Origin of the sequence: Stenotrophomonas sp. WED208 (assembly GCF_040984485.1) — a bacterium.
Classification (GTDB): Bacteria; Pseudomonadota; Gammaproteobacteria; order Xanthomonadales; family Xanthomonadaceae; genus Stenotrophomonas; species Stenotrophomonas riyadhensis.
This window is the reverse complement of the sequence record NZ_JAZARB010000001.1, coordinates 2,228,427-2,242,798: the sequence shown is the minus strand read 5'-3', so window position 1 is coordinate 2,242,798 and position 14,372 is coordinate 2,228,427. Positions and strand designations below refer to the sequence as shown.

Below are 14,372 nucleotides of genomic sequence, written 5' to 3'. Positions count from 1 at the left end.
AACAGATGACCCGCCCCCTCCGTATCGTCGCCGTTTCCGGCGGACTGCAGCGCCCCTCCAGGGCTGCAACCCTGGCCGAGCACCTGCTGGACCTGATCGGCGAGGACGTTGCCTGCGAACCGCACCTGATCGAGCTGGGCGAGCTGGCGCCGCAACTGGCCGGTGCGCTGTGGCGCTCGCAACTGCCTGCCAGCGTGGAGCAGCAGCTGGTGGCCGTTGAACAGGCGGACGTGCTGGTGGTGGTCACGCCGGTCTACCGCGGCTCGTACACCGGCCTGTTCAAGCACTTCTTCGATTTCATCCACCAGGACGCACTGGTCGACACCCCGATCCTGCTCGCCGCCACCGGCGGCAGTGAGCGCCACGCGCTGGTGATCGACCACCAGCTGCGGCCACTCTTCAGTTTCTTCCAGGCCCGCACCCTGCCCCTGGGCGTGTACGCCACCGACCGCGATTTCGCCGAGGGCCGCGTGCACAACGACGCCCTGATCCAGCGTGCACGGCTGGCGGTGCAGCGGGCGCTGCCTCTGCTTGCGCTGTCCCATCGTGCAGCGCCCGCTGCCGCCGAGGCCGCTGCAGTCCTCTGAATGCCGAATGCCAGCGACCTGCACTCGGATGTCACCCCCGCAACCCGGAACGCCGCCCATGACGACCGACACCTTCACTTTCAGCATCACGCGCATCCCCTTCAACGAGGACTACCAGCCCGCTGACGGCACGCGCATCACCACCAACTTCGCCAACCTGGCCCGTGGCGCATCCCGCCAGGAAAACCTGCGCAACACGATCAGCATGATCAACAACCGCTTCAACGACCTGGCGCACTGGGACAACCCGAGCGCGGACCGTTACGCCGTTGAGCTGGACATCATCTCGGTGGAGATGCACATCGATGGCGCCGATGGCAGCGATCCGTTCCCGCTGATCGAGGTGTTGCGCCCGACCATTGTCGACACGCGTACCGGCGCTCGCACCGAGGGCATCGTCGGCAACAACTTCTCGTCCTATGTGCGTGACTACGATTTCAGCGTGGTACTGCCGGCCAGCAACGAGGGCAAGGCGACCTTCGGCATTCCGGAAGGCTTCGGTGATCTTCACGGCAAACTGTTCCAGCACTTCCTGGAATCGGACGCCTACCGCGCCAATTTCAGCAAGGCGCCGGTGATCTGCATCAGCGTTTCCAGCAGCAAGACCTACCACCGCACCGAGAACCACCATCCCATCCTGGGCGTGGAGTACCGGCAAGGCGAGTTCTCCCCCACCGACCAGTACTTCGACAAGATGGGCCTGCAGGTGCGCTATTTCATGCCGCCGGGCAGCGTTGCGCCGCTGGCCTTCTATTTCCGCGGCGACCTGCTGGGCGACTACTCGAACCTGGAACTGATCGGCACCATCAGCACGATGGAGGCCTTCCAGAAGATCTATCGCCCGGAGATCTACAACGCCAACTCCGTGGCCGGCAAGGTCTACCAGCCCAGCCTGAAGCACCAGGACTACTCCTCCACCCGCATCGTCTACGACCGCGAAGAGCGCAGCCAGCTGGCGGTCAAGCAGGGTCGGTTCACCGAAGAGCACTTCATCAAGCCGTATCGCGCCGTGCTTGAACAGTGGGCTGCCCGCTGATCCATCGATTTCCCATTCGCCCCCAGGACACAAGACGCAATGTCGACGAAGAAACTGCTCCCCACCTCCACCGCCGGCAGCCTGCCAAAGCCCTCCTGGCTGGCAGAGCCCGAAAAGCTCTGGTCACCCTGGAAGCTGCAGGATGAAGGCCTGACCGAAGGCAAGCAGGATGCCCTGCGCCTGTCCCTGCAGGAACAGCAGCACGCCGGCATCGATATCGTCAGCGACGGTGAGCAGACCCGGCAGCACTTCGTCACCACCTTCATCGAGCATCTCAGCGGCGTCGACTTCGAGAAGCGCGAAACCGTGCGCATCCGCAACCGCTACGACGCCAGCGTGCCGACCGTGGTCGGCGCCGTGAGCCGGCCCAAGCCGGTGTTCGTGGAGGATGCGAAGTTCCTGCGCCGGCAGACCACGCAACCGATCAAGTGGGCCCTGCCCGGCCCGATGACCATGATCGACACCCTGTACGACGCGCATTACAAGAGCCGCGAGAAGCTGGCCTGGGAGTTCGCGAAGATCCTCAACGAGGAAGCGAAGGAGCTGGAAGCCGCTGGCGTCGACATCATCCAGTTCGATGAGCCCGCCTTCAACGTGTTCTTCGACGAAGTGAACGACTGGGGCGTGGCCGCACTGGAGCGTGCGATCGAAGGACTGAAGTGCGAGACTGCCGTGCATATCTGCTACGGCTACGGCATCAAGGCCAACACCGACTGGAAGCAGACGCTGGGCTCGGAATGGCGCCAGTATGAAGAGTCGTTCCCGAAGCTGCAGACCTCCAACCTCGACATCATCTCGCTGGAATGCCACAACTCGCACGTGCCGATCGATCTGATCGAGCTGGTGCGCGGCAAGAAGGTGATGGTGGGCGCCATCGACGTGGCCTCCAGCACGGTGGAGACGGCCGAGGAAGTGGCCAACACCCTGCGCAAGGCGCTGCAGTTCGTGGATGCCGACAAGCTCTACCCGAGCACCAACTGCGGCATGGCGCCGCTGGCCCGTGACGTGGCACGGGGCAAGCTGCGTGCGCTCAGCGAAGGGGCCAGGATCGTGCGCGAGGAGCTCTCGGCGTAACCGCTGCAAGCGATCTGCGTCCGGACCTCTGTGCGGGGTCCGGACGCATCTGCACTCAGCGCTTGCGCGCGCGCCGCTCGGGGCACTGCTTCGGATCGAACAGATCGTAGGTCTGCTTGATGGCCAGATTGCGGATCGCCCTGCGGTTTCCCTGCGCTGCAGCCTCACAGGTCCAGTAGATATCCTCATCCTGGTCCTTGGGCACCCCACGCCCGATGGAGTACAGGTATCCCAGCTCGGCCTGTGCAGGCGCGTAGCCCGCCATTGCCGCCTTGCGATAGAGGTCGGCGGATCGGGCCTCATCCTTCTCTACGCTGATACCCTTGGCATACATCAGGGCGAGCCTGGTCTGCGCCTCCACATCACCGCCATCGGCAGCCGCTGTGAATGCTTCAAGCGGGCCAAACGCGCCGGGCGTGTCCATCTCGGCACACCACACCTCGTTCTCCTTGCGATTCAGGCACAGCTCCAGACGGGCCTCCTTGACTCCCGCTAGGCCGAGCTCCTGCACGGCTGCCCTGGCATACCACTGCATGGCCTGGGCCTCGTCTTTCGTGAGGCCGGCGCGTCCCTTCTGATAGAGATTGGCAAGGCTGTACTGCCCGGCGGGCGAGCCGAGCTCAGCGGCTTGGCGGAGCCACAGGACAGCTTGGGCATCATCCTGCTGCGGGCCCAGGCCCTGCAGGTACATGATCCCGAGATCGGACTGTGCGTCCGCATTGCCCTGATCGGCAGCCTTGCGTACCCAGTGCAGGGCCTGAGCGGGATCCTTCGGCACGCCATTGCCTCGCAGATACAGCACACCCAGCATGGACTGTGCCGGCGCATAGCCCTGATCGGCCGCCTTGCGGTACCAGTCCGCTGCCTTCGCTGCGTCCCTGTCGACGCCTGCGCCGCGCAGATACCTGTCTCCAAGTTCATTCTGGGCTTCCGCGTTGCCGGCCTTCGCCGCAGCCATCACGCGATCCCGCTCCGCTGCGTTGTCATTGCCAAGTGCCGGCGTGCTGCAGGCCAGGGCAGCCAGCCCCGCACAGAGTGCAACGCGCCGCAGGGCGCCAATCCATTCTTCCGTGAACGTCTGCATTCTTGATCAACTCCAGATGGATGCCGCAGGTAGACCCGGCAGGTGCCTCGATCAGCAAGTGATCGAGGCTGGGGGCGGCATTATAGGTGCGCGCAGGACCACGTGGCCGAGGTTCTATCTGGGTAGCGGGCGTGCCTGCTCCTGCGCTCGCGACATCGCAGGGGTCCGTCTCAGCGCCAGCGCCTCCTTGATCCGGCCCATCTCACGCGACCCGGCCTCGGCCAGGCGGCGGGCCTGCTGCCGCTGCTCCCGCGTGAGCGCGGAAGGTGGTGGAGTACCGGCATCCAGCAGCCGCGCCACCGCATCGCGCAGCCGCAACTGCGGGCAGAGCCGGGCGGCGCACCAGCGTTCGGCGTAGCGCTTGGCCTGCCGCGCATTCGCGGCAGCCACCACCTTGGTCTGTGACATTTTCCGCGCGTCGAGGAACAGGCGGACACCGAGCACGGCATGCGGCACGACGTTGGCCACGCAGCGGCCGTTCCACCACAGGTCCCAGCGGTCACCGCTCTGCACCCAGCCGGAGGGCCGGCGGGTCGTCATGAAATCGGGAGGGCTGGAGGGCGAATGCATGGCCGGAAGAATACGGTCGGCCGTCGCATGGACTGAGATTGCGGAGTGGCGCTGGCAACCTCACAACGCTTCTGCCGCAGTGAAGCCCTCTTTACCACTCTGGGCCGAGCAGTTTCTCCACCTCGGTTTCGAGCCTCTTGGCGGCTTCCTCCTGCGAGGCCACCTTGATGCACAGCCCGGACTGGGCAGGCCCGGGGGACAGCCGGTAACGGTTGATGGTGCCGCCGCCGTCGCCATCCAGTTCCACCCGGGCCACCAGGGTTCGGCCATTGGCGTTGAAGGTCCAGTCCTGGTATTCGAACATCGTTGAGTCCACCGCAACGCCTTGAATGGCTCCCACCTTATGCGGGGTGGTGGTGAAGAACGCCCGAAGAAAACGTTTGCGGAGCGTGCGTGCCAGCGGCACGCGGCAAACAGCCGAGCCTGGGCTCGGCGCTACAGCCCAGGTGCGGCTCGCAGGGTATGATGCCGCCTTCCCCGAACCACCGTGATTGCAGCGGGCGCGTCCTGTTGAGGTACGCGTCGGCGCCACTGAGACACCCCGCCCGATGCTCGCTTCCTGCTCCTCTTTCCTCATCTGGGCGGCCGTGACCGTGGCGACCCTCGGCCTGCTGTTCCGGCCATTCCGCATTCCGGAGTACGTGTGGGCACTGGGGGCTGCTCTTCTGCTTCCACTGCTGGGAGCGGTGTCGTTCGGCACGACCTTGCACGCGGTGGCCGAGGGCCGCGATGTCTATCTGTTCCTGGTCGGCATGATGGTGCTGGCCGAGCTGGCCCGGCGCGAAGGCCTGTTCGACTGGCTGGCGTTGTACGCGGTCCGTCATGCGGGAGGCTCGGGACGACGCCTGTTCGACCTGGTGTTCCTGGTCGGCACGCTGGTGACTGTGTTCCTTTCCAACGATGCCACGGCGGTGGTGTTGACCCCGGCGGTCTACGCCGCCTGCAAGGCCGCCCGCGCCAACCCCCTGCCCTATCTGTTCGTCTGCGCCTTCATCGCCAATGCGGCCAGCTTCGTGCTGCCCATTTCCAACCCGGCCAACCTGGTGGTGTACGGCCAGCACATGCCCCCCTTGATGCAGTGGCTGGCGCAGTTCGCGTTGCCGTCACTGGCCGCGATCGGTGCCACCTATCTGGTGCTGCGCTGGGTGCATCGGCGCGAGATCGCGCAGCCGCTGGTGGCGGCGCCGGAGCATCGCCCGCTGACCGAAGGTGGCCGGCTGAGCGCGCTGGGCGTGTTGTTCACCGGCACCGTGCTGCTGGTGACGTCCGCACTGAATGGCCCGCTCGGCCTGGCCACGTTCTGCGCAGGCACGCTGAGTGTGGCAGTAGTGGCGATGCGCCAGCGGCGCAGTCCGTTGCCGCTGCTGCGCCATGTGTCCTGGGGCGTGCTGCCGCTGGTGGCCGGCCTGTTCGTGCTGGTGGAAGCAGTGGCCCAGACCGGTGTCATCCAGACGGCGGCCAGCGCGCTGCAGGCCGTTGCGCAGACTTCCCCACACCAGGCCAGCTGGCTGGCCGGTGGCGCGGCGGCATTGCTGAGCAACGTGGCCAACAATCTGCCGGTCGGCCTCGCCGCAGGCTCGCTGGGCCAGATGGCCGATCTGCCGGCACAGACCCGCGCCGCATTGCTGGTCGGCGTGGACCTGGGCCCCAACCTGTCGGTGACAGGCTCATTGGCCACGATGCTGTGGCTGGTGGCGCTGCGCCGCGAGGGCGAGCATGTCAGCGCGCTCGACTTCCTGCGCGTCGGCGCGCTGGTGATGCCGCCTGCGCTGATCGGGGCGCTGTTGCTGCTCTGATCGACGCAAGCGGCACGCAGATGCTAGAAGGCCACCTGCAGGCGGGTATTGAAGGTGGTCCCCTCGTCCCTGCCCTGCCCGGTGCCACTGCGATTGTGGGTCTGCCAGCGGATCGCTTCGAACATCACGCGGCTGAAATCGTTGAGATACCAGTTCGCGCCCAGCGTCCACGCATGCCCCGTTCCACCAGTGGGCAGCTCGGCATAGTCCACGTCCTCATAGCGGCCCTTCAACTCCCACGCGCCGGCACCGCCGCGGGTGACCGGATCGGCCACCTTCACCCGGCCCCATGTACCGGTCTTGCCCGAATAGGCCGGCATCGCACCGGCCAGGAACCAGCCGGCCGAGATCGCCCAGGCCTGATGGTCCAGATCGTAACGGCCGCTGGCGTCGGCGCCGCGCAGGTTGCGCGTGCCCCATTCGCCGGTCGCCCAGGCCGGGCCAAAGAAGCCGGCAAGCTCTGCGCCGTAGGCGGTGCTGCGATCAGCCCCCGACAAGGTGCCCGGCGCGATCTTCACCAGGTCGTTGAAGTGCCCTGCGATGGCCGAACTGCGAACGACGCCACTCGCGCCTGCGGCGATCTCCTCGTGGAAGGCCCAGGCGCCCAGGTGCACGGTGGCGCGGTCGCTGGCCACGGGATTCCAGTGCACGCGCGTGGCCCAGGTCTGGCTGTCGTTGTCGGTGCCTGCATTGTTGAGGTCATTGCCGGCCACCGACAGGCTGGCATGCCAACCCTTGCCGTAAACACGTTCAGTCAGGCCCACGCCGAACAGGCCGCGTTGCGGCAGCATCAACGTGCCCACGACGTTGCGGTCCTGGAACGGCGTGTTGGATGTGCTGCTGGAGCCGTCGATGCCGCGGTCGTTGAGGCGGTTGCCGACGGTGAGGTCGGCTGGCAACCCGAACAAGGTGTGATCCAGCGTGGCATAGACCGACTTCCAAGCCACTGCGTTGTCGGCGAAGTCGCCCTCCACCGCCCAGCCGAGGATGCCGTAGCGCCCTTCCGCACCCAGTCGCACCGAACGGATCTCGGTACCGGAAATGTTGCGATCGCCCACGGTGGCGCCGTCGGTACTGGAGGCATCGACGAACAGGCGTCCACGTGGGCGGAAAGCCACAGTGCCGTCAGCACTGCTGAATTCCGGGGCGCCCTTGGACCACGACACCTTGGGCAGCCTGGACTGGCTGGACTCCAGTGCGGCGACCCGCGCCTCCACTGCAGGCTCGGGCGGGGCGGGCCGCATGGCCGCAATGCCCTGTTCGCCCTCCACTGCCCGCAGGCGCGCTTCCAGCTGTTGGATCTGCAGTGCCTGCTGCTGCACCAGGCGTGACAGTTCTGCCTGGCTGAGGGGCACCGGCGGGGATGACACGGCCTGTGCACCTGCAGGGCCGCTGGCCAGCAGCAGGCCGAGCGCGACCGATAGCGCTGCGCGTGGCAGCACACTGGAGTGTTTCATGGGCTCTCTCTCCGGCCAGCCGGCCCCCTGGCCTGGCGCTGGCCTGTTGCGGTGATGCGGGGGAATGACGGGGAGGTGCGCGCCGCCGGATCAGGCCGGCGGCGCGACAGGCAGGCTCAGGCGGTCGTGCTCAGCTGGTGGCCTGTGCCTGGGCGTTGGGACGCCAGGTGATCAGCTTGTTCTCGACCACGTCCAGCAGTGCGTCGATGACCAGCACGAAGGCGGCCAGGATGATGATGCCGGCAAACACACCTACGGCATTGAAGTTGCCCTCGGCCTGAGCGATCAGGTAGCCGAGGCCGGCCGAAGCACCGAGGTACTCGCCGATGATGGCGCCGACGACGGCGAAGCCGACCGATGTGCGCAGCGAGGACAGGATCCAGCTGGCGGCCGCCGGGAAGTACACGTGGCGCAACAGGTCGCTGCGTCCGGCACCAAGGATGCGCGCATTGGCCAGCACCACCGGATTGACCTCGCGCACGCCCTGCATGGCGTTGAAGAACGTGGTGAAGAACACCAGGGTTACGGCCAGTGCGACCTTTGACCACAGACCAAGGCCCAGCCACAGCACGAAGATCGGCGCCAGCACCACGCGCGGGATCGCATTGAAGCCCTTGATGAAGGGATCCAGGATGCGTGCCGAGCGCCGGCTCAGGCCCAGCCAAACACCGCCGGCCACACCCAGCCCGGTGCCGATGATGTAGCCCAGCGCGGTCTCGGTCAGGGTGATGTAGACATGCTGGTAGAACGAGGTGTCGGACAGCCAGGTCCAGGCCTGCTGCACGATCGCCGTTGGCGACGGGAAGAAGAACGGATCGATCACGCCGAGCGCGATGCCGCCCTCCCAGCCACCGAACACGGCGACCACCAGGGCCAGTTGGATGAACTTGTCAGTCTTGGCGTGCATAGCTCTTCTCCACTTCACCGCGCAGGCAGGCCCAGATGTCGCGGTACAGGTCAGTGAAACGGTCATCCAGCTTGATCTCTGCGACGTTGCGCGGGCGCTCCAGATCCACATCGAAGCTGCGCACGACCCGGCTGGCCGGCCCGGACGACAGCACCACCACGCGGTCCCCCAGGGCAATGGCTTCTTCGAGGTCGTGGGTAATCAGGATCACCGAGCGCCGATCCTCCTGCCACAGGCGCAGCAGCTCGTTCTGCATCAGGTGGCGGGTGTGGATGTCCAGTGCCGAGAACGGTTCATCCATCAGGATCACCTTCGGCTCCACGATCAGTGCCTGCGCCATCTGCACGCGCTTGCGCTGGCCACCGGACAGCTGGTGCGGATAGCGATGCTCGAATCCGGTCAGGCCAACCTTGGCCAGCCAGGCATTGGCCTTGGCCTTGCGTTCGGCTTCGGCGACACCGCGGAAGCGCAGGCCCAGCTCGACGTTCTGGAATGCGGTCTTCCACGGCAGCAGTGCATCCTGCTGGAACAGGTAGCCCACCGATTCCTGCACGCCGCTGACCGCGCGGCCGTCGATGCTGACCTGCCCGCAAGAAGGCTTCAACAGGCCGGCCACGGAATTGAGGATGGTGCTCTTGCCGCAGCCGGTGGGCCCGACAATGGCGAGGAACTCGCCATTGCCCACCCGGATGTCGACATCACGGACGGCGGTGAATTCACCGAAGGACATGGTCACCTTGTTGATGGCGACCATGGTCTGTGCAGGCTCCAGCTGTGGCGCGCCGTTGAACTGGCGCACGGTGGCATTGAGGGCCATGGGATTACCTCCGCTTACGGTTGGGTTGCCGGCGCCGCAGCGTTGGCACGCTCGACGAAGGCATTGGTGTAGGTCCTGGAGAGATCGATGTTGGCGCTGGCCACATCCGTGTTGAACTCGCGCAGTACCTTCAGCGGTGTTTCCAGGTCGGCGGGGGTGAAACGGCCATCGCGGGTGAAGATCGCGCGCGCATTCTCCACGGCGCGTGCATAGGTGGCACGGTCGCCAGACACGTAGCTGTCCGGCAGTGCCGCAACGATGTCCTCGGCGCTGCTGTCGGCGATGAACTTCAGTGCCATCTGCTCGGCGCGGGCGATCTTCTCCGCCGCCTCGGGGCGCTTGTCGAGGAAGCTCTGGTTGGCATACATCACCGAGGTCGGATACAGGCCGCCATAGACCTGGCGGGCACCGTCGTCGCTACGTGCATCGATGATGATCCTGCCGACCTTGCGCTCGGTGATCAGGGTGGCGGCAGGGTCGTAGTTCACCAGCAGGTCGATCTTGCCCTGCTCCAGTGCGGCAACCGCTGCGGCGCCGGAGCCGACGCCGATCAGCGAGATGCTGTCGACCGGAATATCGTGTTGCGCCAGGAAATGGCGAACGAAGAAGTCCGACGACGAGCCGGGTGCGGTGATGCCCACCTTCTGGCCCTTGATGGTCTCCGGGCGTGCTGGATCGAAGGTTGCATTCTCGCGCCCCGCCATCACCAGGCCGGAGTTGCGCGAGAGCAGCACGAAGGCGACCACGTCCTTGCCCTTGGCCTGCATCTGGATGGTGTGGTCGTAGAAGCCGACCGCCACGTCGGTGGAGTTGGCCACGAGTGCCTGCAGCACCTTGGAGCCACCCTGGGCGAAGTTCTCGGTCTTCACTTCGAGGCCGACGTCCTTGAAATAGCCCTTGGCGTCGGCGATGAAGAACGGCAGGTTGTTGAGGTTGTAGGAGCCGACGCTGATACGCACCGGGGCACCTTCGCTGCTGCGTGCGGACGTGCCAGCTGCATCGCCGTCGGGCTTGCTGCACCCGGCCGCGGCCAGGCCCGCCGCGCACAGCGCGGCCATGAAGAACTGCTTGTACATCATCCCTCCCAGGAGTGAAGCATCTACGTTGTAATGGCAGACAGGCGCGCCTGCGCCGGCCGACCGCGTTCAGATCATGCCGCTGACGTCCATTGGCGGGCTTGGGTGGAACTGGCCACGGCAGATGCCGGCGTAGTCGCAAATACACGGCCCTCAAACAGGCGGCGTGCGGTACGCACCACGCTGGCAACCACTGGCGTGTCGCCCGAACTGCGACTGAGGCCCACCTCCAGGGCCCCGCTCGGATGTTCGAGGGTAATGCTGCCGGGCAACTGCACGCATCCGACCAAAGTGTGGGCCAGCGTGCCTGGGGTGACCGCCGCCGTGGCCAGGCCAACCGCGCCGGTGATCGCCAATGCGGTATGGCATTGGTGCGGCATGAAATAGCGCACCTGCATATCGCCCCCATGCTGCGGTGCCGACAGCAGCACCGGCTTCGGGATGACCTTGTTGCCGGCATCGGCGATGCCCATGCGGGTCCCCGCCTCGATGCGCAGCGCCTCCAGTCGCGCCAGCAGGGCGCTGTTCGCATTCAGCTCAACCGGCGAAGCATCACCGCGCACCCCCAGGTCTTCGGCGCGCACCAGCATCATCGGCATCGCGCAATCCACCAGGCTGACCGCCACGCCGTCAATGGTTTCCGCAGCATTGCCGCTGGGCAGCAGCTTGCCGGTACGGGCACCTGCCGCGTCAAGGAACGACAGCCGCACCGGCGAGGCCGAGCCCGGCGCGCCGGCAATGCGCGTGTCACCCCGATACACCACGGTGCCGCCAGGCGTTTCCACTGTGGCGATGATCAACTTGCCGGTATTGACGTTGTGGATGCGCACCTGCGTCTGCGGGTCCTGCGCCTGCACCAGTCCACGCTCGATGGCGTACGGACCCACGGCGGCCAGCATATTGCCGCAGTTCGGGGAGGTATCCACCACCTGCTGCTCCACCCGCACCTGGGCGAACAGGTAGTCCACGTCGGCCTCGGGCCGGTTGGAACGGTCGATGATGGCGACCTTGCTGGTAAGCGCGTTGCCACCACCGATGCCGTCGATCTGCAGCGGATGACCCGACCCCATCACTTCCAGCAGCAGGCGATCGCGCTCGGCGATGTCCGCAGGCAGGTCGCTGGCCAGGAAGAAGGGGCCTTTGGAGGTGCCGCCGCGCATGAGTACGCAGGGAATGCTGAGCAGATCGTTGGACATACGTGTGCTAGATTGATGCGTATAGGGGATGAATGACCCATCTGTGATTCGATACTGGCATGACGCCAATTGATCTGTGAATTGCTGATTTTTGGATGATTGATACCCAATGAGCATCAATTGCGAAATCCTGGATCTACGCGCGTTCCTGCTGGTGTCCGAGACCCGCAGCTTCCATCGCGCCGCCGAGATCCTGCATGTCTCCCAGCCGGCGCTCAGCCGACGCATCCAGAAACTCGAACAGGCCGTGGGGTCACCGTTGCTGGAGCGCACCACGCGCAGCGTCAGCACGACGGCGGTGGGCGAGAACCTGTTGCCGCTGGTGCGGCGCATGCTGGAAGAGTTCGATGGCTCGCTGTTCTCACTGCGCGGCCGCGAAGACACCCGCGGCGCGACGGTGACCATCGCCTGCCTGCCGACGGCAGCGTTCTACTTCCTGCCCAGCGTGATGGCGCGCTTCCATGAGGCGCATCCGAATGTGCGCTTCCGCATCCTGGACATTCCGGCCACCGAAGGCCTGCAGGCGGTCGAGCGTGGCGAAGTCGAGTTCGGCATCAACTTCATGGGCGCCAACGATCCCAATCTTGATTTCGACGTGCTCGCTGAAGATCCATTCGTGCTGGCATGTCGGCGCGATCATCCCCTGGCACGCAAGCGCAAAGTGGAATGGGCGGATCTGGCCGGGCACCAGCTGATCACCGTGCACCGCACCAGCGGCAACCGCACGCTGCTGGATGGTGCGTTGGCGCGTGAGAACCTCAAGCTCAGCTGGCACTACGAAGTGACGCACCTGTCCACGTCGCTGGGCATGGTCGAGGCAGGTATCGGCGTATCGGTGCTGCCGAAGATGGCCACGCCCGATGGTGATCATCCGAGTCTGGTGACACGTTCGATCGGCAACCCGGTGGTGTCGCGCACGATCGGCATCGTGCGCCGGCGGGGCGCCCTGCTCTCGCCCACTGCCGAGCGGTTCCTGCAGATGTTGATGAGCCAGTGGCGCGGTGATGCCTGAGCACGACGGCGGCCCTTGAACCTGCAGGAGGCCCGCATGCCGCCGCTGGCTCAGCGATCACTCTCCAGCTCGATCACCCGGTCAGCCGGGCTCACGATGCCGCGCCGATGGGTGATGGCCACGACGGTTACGTCATTCGCCAGTGCGCGGATGTGGTCCATGATCTCGCGTTCAGTGGCCTCATCCAGCGCGGAGCTGGCCTCGTCCAGGAACAGGATGGCCGGTTCGCCATACAGGGCACGGGCGATCGCGATGCGCTGGCGCTCACCACCGGACAACTTCAGGCCGCGCTCGCCCACCGTGGTTTCCAGCCCCTCGGGCAGTACTTCAATCAACGGCAGGATCGCAGCCTTGCGTGCTGCATGCCGCAGCCGATCATCATCACGCGCGCGCCCCAGCAGGATGTTGTCGGCCAGGCTTTCGTTGAGCAGGATGACATCCTGCGGAACCACCGCGACGGCGGCATGCCACGCCGCACGGTCGATCCGGGACAGGTCAACACCATCGACCAGGATCCGGCCACGCTGGGGATCGATCGACTTCAGGGCCAGCTTGAACAGCGTCGACTTCCCTGCCCCGGTCGGCCCGATCAGGAAATTGATGCCGCCACGTTCGGCCTCGAAGGACACATCGCTCACCCCGCGCCCATTGCCATAGCGGTGGCTGACCTGCTGGAACTCCAGGCGGCCGCCTTCCCCGGCGAAGCGCTGGGCATCGGCCACCTGCTGCTCCTCGGGCGCCGCCCACAGCGTTGAAAGCGGGCCCAGCATGCTCCAGGAGCGCGCGACGTCGTCGATCGAGCGGGCGATCATCTCGAATGGCATGTTGAGCTGGAGCAGCAGCAGGTTGAACAGCACGATGTCACCGATGCTGAGCGCGCCGCTCTGGTAGCGCGGCAGCAACAGCTGGAAGGTGACGATGAACTCGACCGCCAGGCCGGCGCCCAGCAGCGCGATGAAGCCGATGCGCTGCAGTACATAGGCACGCCAGCTGTCGCGCACCTCCTGGGCCTTCTGCTCGAAGCGCTGCACCATCCAGGCGCTGCCACCGAACTGCCGCAATGTCTCCATCGCATTCATGGCATTGCCGACGAAGCGGGCGTTCTGCTGCCCGGCCTCGACCGCGGCTTCGCGATGGATCCGCGCACGCCGGGTGGCAATCGCGGAAAGGGCGACAGCCACTGCGCCGTAGACCAGCACGATCAACACCACCTGCAGATTGATCAGCGCCCCCAGCGTGACCAGGGTCAGCACAATCTGCAGCGCACTGGGAATGAAGACCACCAATCCCAGCTGCACGACGATCTTCAGCGCCCCGCGGCCTTTTTCGCCAGCCACCTGCAGCTCGGCCGCGTTGTGGTCCAGGAAGAAACTGTTGGTCTTTTTCAGCAGGCGGGTGAAGTAGCGGGTGCTGGTGATGAAGCCAAGGTTCTCGCCACTGAGGAACGACAGGTACTGCACGGTGTTCTGCAGGGCGCTGCCAGCGCCAAGCATGACCGCATACAGCAGGAAGCCGCCCGCGAGGGCGCCGACCCCGTCGCTGGGCAGACGGTCGATCAGGCGCGAGAACAGATAGGGCGCCGCAACAGTGGCCAGGCTGGACAGCACGACACTGCTGGCGATCAGCAGCAACAGCCGACGATCAGTCTTCCAGTACGCACCCAGAATCTCCGCCACGGGGGGCGGAACGGCGTTCTTCGTCATCGGCCTCGTTCCAGCATGGGGTCGGCCCCTCTCCGTCGCTCGCCTGAATGATATGAT

The 14,372-nt window shown here is 65.7% G+C and carries 14 protein-coding genes; 5 read left to right on the top strand and 9 right to left on the bottom strand.

Annotated features, from left to right (window positions below; all coding sequences use genetic code 11):
* The first annotated feature begins 5 nt into the window (after positions 1–5).
* The 3 genes from msuE to VPH47_RS09955 are packed head-to-tail and all read left to right on the top strand — an operon-like array spanning position 6 to position 2,697.
* A complete protein-coding gene (msuE, locus tag VPH47_RS09965) occupies positions 6–587 on the top strand; it encodes an FMN reductase (protein ID WP_368850674.1) in 582 nt (193 codons plus the stop codon).
* A 58-nt stretch (positions 588–645) separates the two neighbouring features.
* On the top strand, positions 646–1,623 hold the full coding sequence (locus VPH47_RS09960) for a DUF1852 domain-containing protein (RefSeq protein WP_368850673.1): 978 nt from the start codon (positions 646–648) through the stop codon (positions 1,621–1,623).
* Between the two features lie 39 nt (positions 1,624–1,662).
* Entirely contained in the window at positions 1,663–2,697 is a 1,035-nt protein-coding gene (locus VPH47_RS09955; RefSeq protein WP_049401536.1) for a methionine synthase, read from the top strand.
* Positions 2,698–2,752: 55 nt separating this feature from the next.
* On the opposite strand, the gene VPH47_RS09950 is transcribed toward VPH47_RS09955, so the two are convergent.
* The 3 genes from VPH47_RS09950 to VPH47_RS09940 form a co-directional block, all read right to left on the bottom strand.
* Positions 2,753–3,781 (bottom strand): tetratricopeptide repeat protein, encoded by a 1,029-nt coding sequence (locus tag VPH47_RS09950; RefSeq protein ID WP_368850672.1) that lies wholly within the window; start codon positions 3,779–3,781, stop codon positions 2,753–2,755.
* Positions 3,782–3,895: 114 nt separating this feature from the next.
* A complete protein-coding gene (locus VPH47_RS09945; RefSeq protein ID WP_164160391.1) occupies positions 3,896–4,351 on the bottom strand; it encodes a hypothetical protein in 456 nt (151 codons plus the stop codon).
* 91 nt (positions 4,352–4,442) lie between these two features.
* Positions 4,443–4,655 carry a hypothetical protein gene (locus VPH47_RS09940; RefSeq protein ID WP_121503314.1) on the bottom strand — a complete coding sequence of 71 codons (213 nt, stop codon included), beginning with the start codon at positions 4,653–4,655 and terminating at the stop codon, positions 4,443–4,445.
* Between the two features lie 244 nt (positions 4,656–4,899).
* On the opposite strand from VPH47_RS09940, the gene VPH47_RS09935 reads away from it, so the two are divergent.
* A complete protein-coding gene (locus VPH47_RS09935) occupies positions 4,900–6,147 on the top strand; it encodes an arsenic transporter (RefSeq protein WP_368850671.1) in 1,248 nt (415 codons plus the stop codon).
* Positions 6,148–6,170: 23 nt separating this feature from the next.
* Here VPH47_RS09935 and VPH47_RS09930 read toward each other — a convergent pair whose 3' ends face one another.
* The 5 genes from VPH47_RS09930 to VPH47_RS09910 all read right to left on the bottom strand — a co-directional run bounded on the left by VPH47_RS09930 (position 6,171) and on the right by VPH47_RS09910 (position 11,600).
* Complete coding sequence (locus tag VPH47_RS09930; RefSeq protein ID WP_368850670.1) at positions 6,171–7,604, bottom strand: OprO/OprP family phosphate-selective porin; 1,434 nt, start codon at positions 7,602–7,604, stop codon at positions 6,171–6,173.
* A gap of 130 nt (positions 7,605–7,734) precedes the next feature.
* Positions 7,735–8,511, bottom strand: a complete 777-nt coding sequence (locus tag VPH47_RS09925) for an ABC transporter permease (RefSeq protein ID WP_006367989.1) — start codon at positions 8,509–8,511, stop codon at positions 7,735–7,737.
* A complete protein-coding gene (locus VPH47_RS09920) occupies positions 8,495–9,328 on the bottom strand; it encodes an ABC transporter ATP-binding protein (protein WP_180846785.1) in 834 nt (277 codons plus the stop codon). The genes VPH47_RS09925 and VPH47_RS09920 overlap by 17 nt, the downstream gene beginning before the upstream one ends.
* Before the next feature lie 14 nt (positions 9,329–9,342).
* Positions 9,343–10,404: an ABC transporter substrate-binding protein gene (locus VPH47_RS09915; protein WP_153855374.1), complete on the bottom strand. Its 1,062-nt coding sequence runs from the start codon at positions 10,402–10,404 to the stop codon at positions 9,343–9,345.
* A gap of 74 nt (positions 10,405–10,478) precedes the next feature.
* A complete protein-coding gene (locus VPH47_RS09910; protein WP_368851580.1) occupies positions 10,479–11,600 on the bottom strand; it encodes a 4-oxalomesaconate tautomerase in 1,122 nt (373 codons plus the stop codon).
* A gap of 109 nt (positions 11,601–11,709) precedes the next feature.
* Between VPH47_RS09910 and VPH47_RS09905 the strand changes: the two genes are divergently transcribed.
* Positions 11,710–12,612, top strand: a complete 903-nt coding sequence (locus VPH47_RS09905; RefSeq protein ID WP_368850669.1) for a LysR substrate-binding domain-containing protein — start codon at positions 11,710–11,712, stop codon at positions 12,610–12,612.
* Between the two features lie 50 nt (positions 12,613–12,662).
* Here VPH47_RS09905 and VPH47_RS09900 read toward each other — a convergent pair whose 3' ends face one another.
* On the bottom strand, positions 12,663–14,315 hold the full coding sequence (locus VPH47_RS09900; protein WP_368850668.1) for an ABC transporter ATP-binding protein: 1,653 nt from the start codon (positions 14,313–14,315) through the stop codon (positions 12,663–12,665).
* Positions 14,316–14,372: the final 57 nt, after the last annotated feature.

What these genes read in the sequence shown, in the direction of transcription:
- VPH47_RS09900 (WP_368850668.1), bottom strand. Translation starts at nt 14,315, where the DNA reads ATGACGAAGAACGCCGTTCCGCCCCCCGTGGCGGAGATTCTGGGTGCG.
- VPH47_RS09905 (WP_368850669.1), top strand. Translation starts at nt 11,710, where the DNA reads ATGAGCATCAATTGCGAAATCCTGGATCTACGCGCGTTCCTGCTGGTG.
- VPH47_RS09925 (WP_006367989.1), bottom strand. Translation starts at nt 8,511, where the DNA reads ATGCACGCCAAGACTGACAAGTTCATCCAACTGGCCCTGGTGGTCGCC.
- VPH47_RS09940 (WP_121503314.1), bottom strand. Translation starts at nt 4,655, where the DNA reads ATGTTCGAATACCAGGACTGGACCTTCAACGCCAATGGCCGAACCCTG.
- VPH47_RS09950 (WP_368850672.1), bottom strand. Translation starts at nt 3,781, where the DNA reads ATGCAGACGTTCACGGAAGAATGGATTGGCGCCCTGCGGCGCGTTGCA.
- VPH47_RS09915 (WP_153855374.1), bottom strand. Translation starts at nt 10,404, where the DNA reads ATGTACAAGCAGTTCTTCATGGCCGCGCTGTGCGCGGCGGGCCTGGCC.
- VPH47_RS09960 (WP_368850673.1), top strand. Translation starts at nt 646, where the DNA reads ATGACGACCGACACCTTCACTTTCAGCATCACGCGCATCCCCTTCAAC.
- VPH47_RS09910 (WP_368851580.1), bottom strand. Translation starts at nt 11,600, where the DNA reads ATGTCCAACGATCTGCTCAGCATTCCCTGCGTACTCATGCGCGGCGGC.
- msuE (WP_368850674.1), top strand. Translation starts at nt 6, where the DNA reads ATGACCCGCCCCCTCCGTATCGTCGCCGTTTCCGGCGGACTGCAGCGC.
- VPH47_RS09935 (WP_368850671.1), top strand. Translation starts at nt 4,900, where the DNA reads ATGCTCGCTTCCTGCTCCTCTTTCCTCATCTGGGCGGCCGTGACCGTG.
- VPH47_RS09920 (WP_180846785.1), bottom strand. Translation starts at nt 9,328, where the DNA reads ATGGCCCTCAATGCCACCGTGCGCCAGTTCAACGGCGCGCCACAGCTG.
- VPH47_RS09930 (WP_368850670.1), bottom strand. Translation starts at nt 7,604, where the DNA reads ATGAAACACTCCAGTGTGCTGCCACGCGCAGCGCTATCGGTCGCGCTC.
- VPH47_RS09945 (WP_164160391.1), bottom strand. Translation starts at nt 4,351, where the DNA reads ATGCATTCGCCCTCCAGCCCTCCCGATTTCATGACGACCCGCCGGCCC.
- VPH47_RS09955 (WP_049401536.1), top strand. Translation starts at nt 1,663, where the DNA reads ATGTCGACGAAGAAACTGCTCCCCACCTCCACCGCCGGCAGCCTGCCA.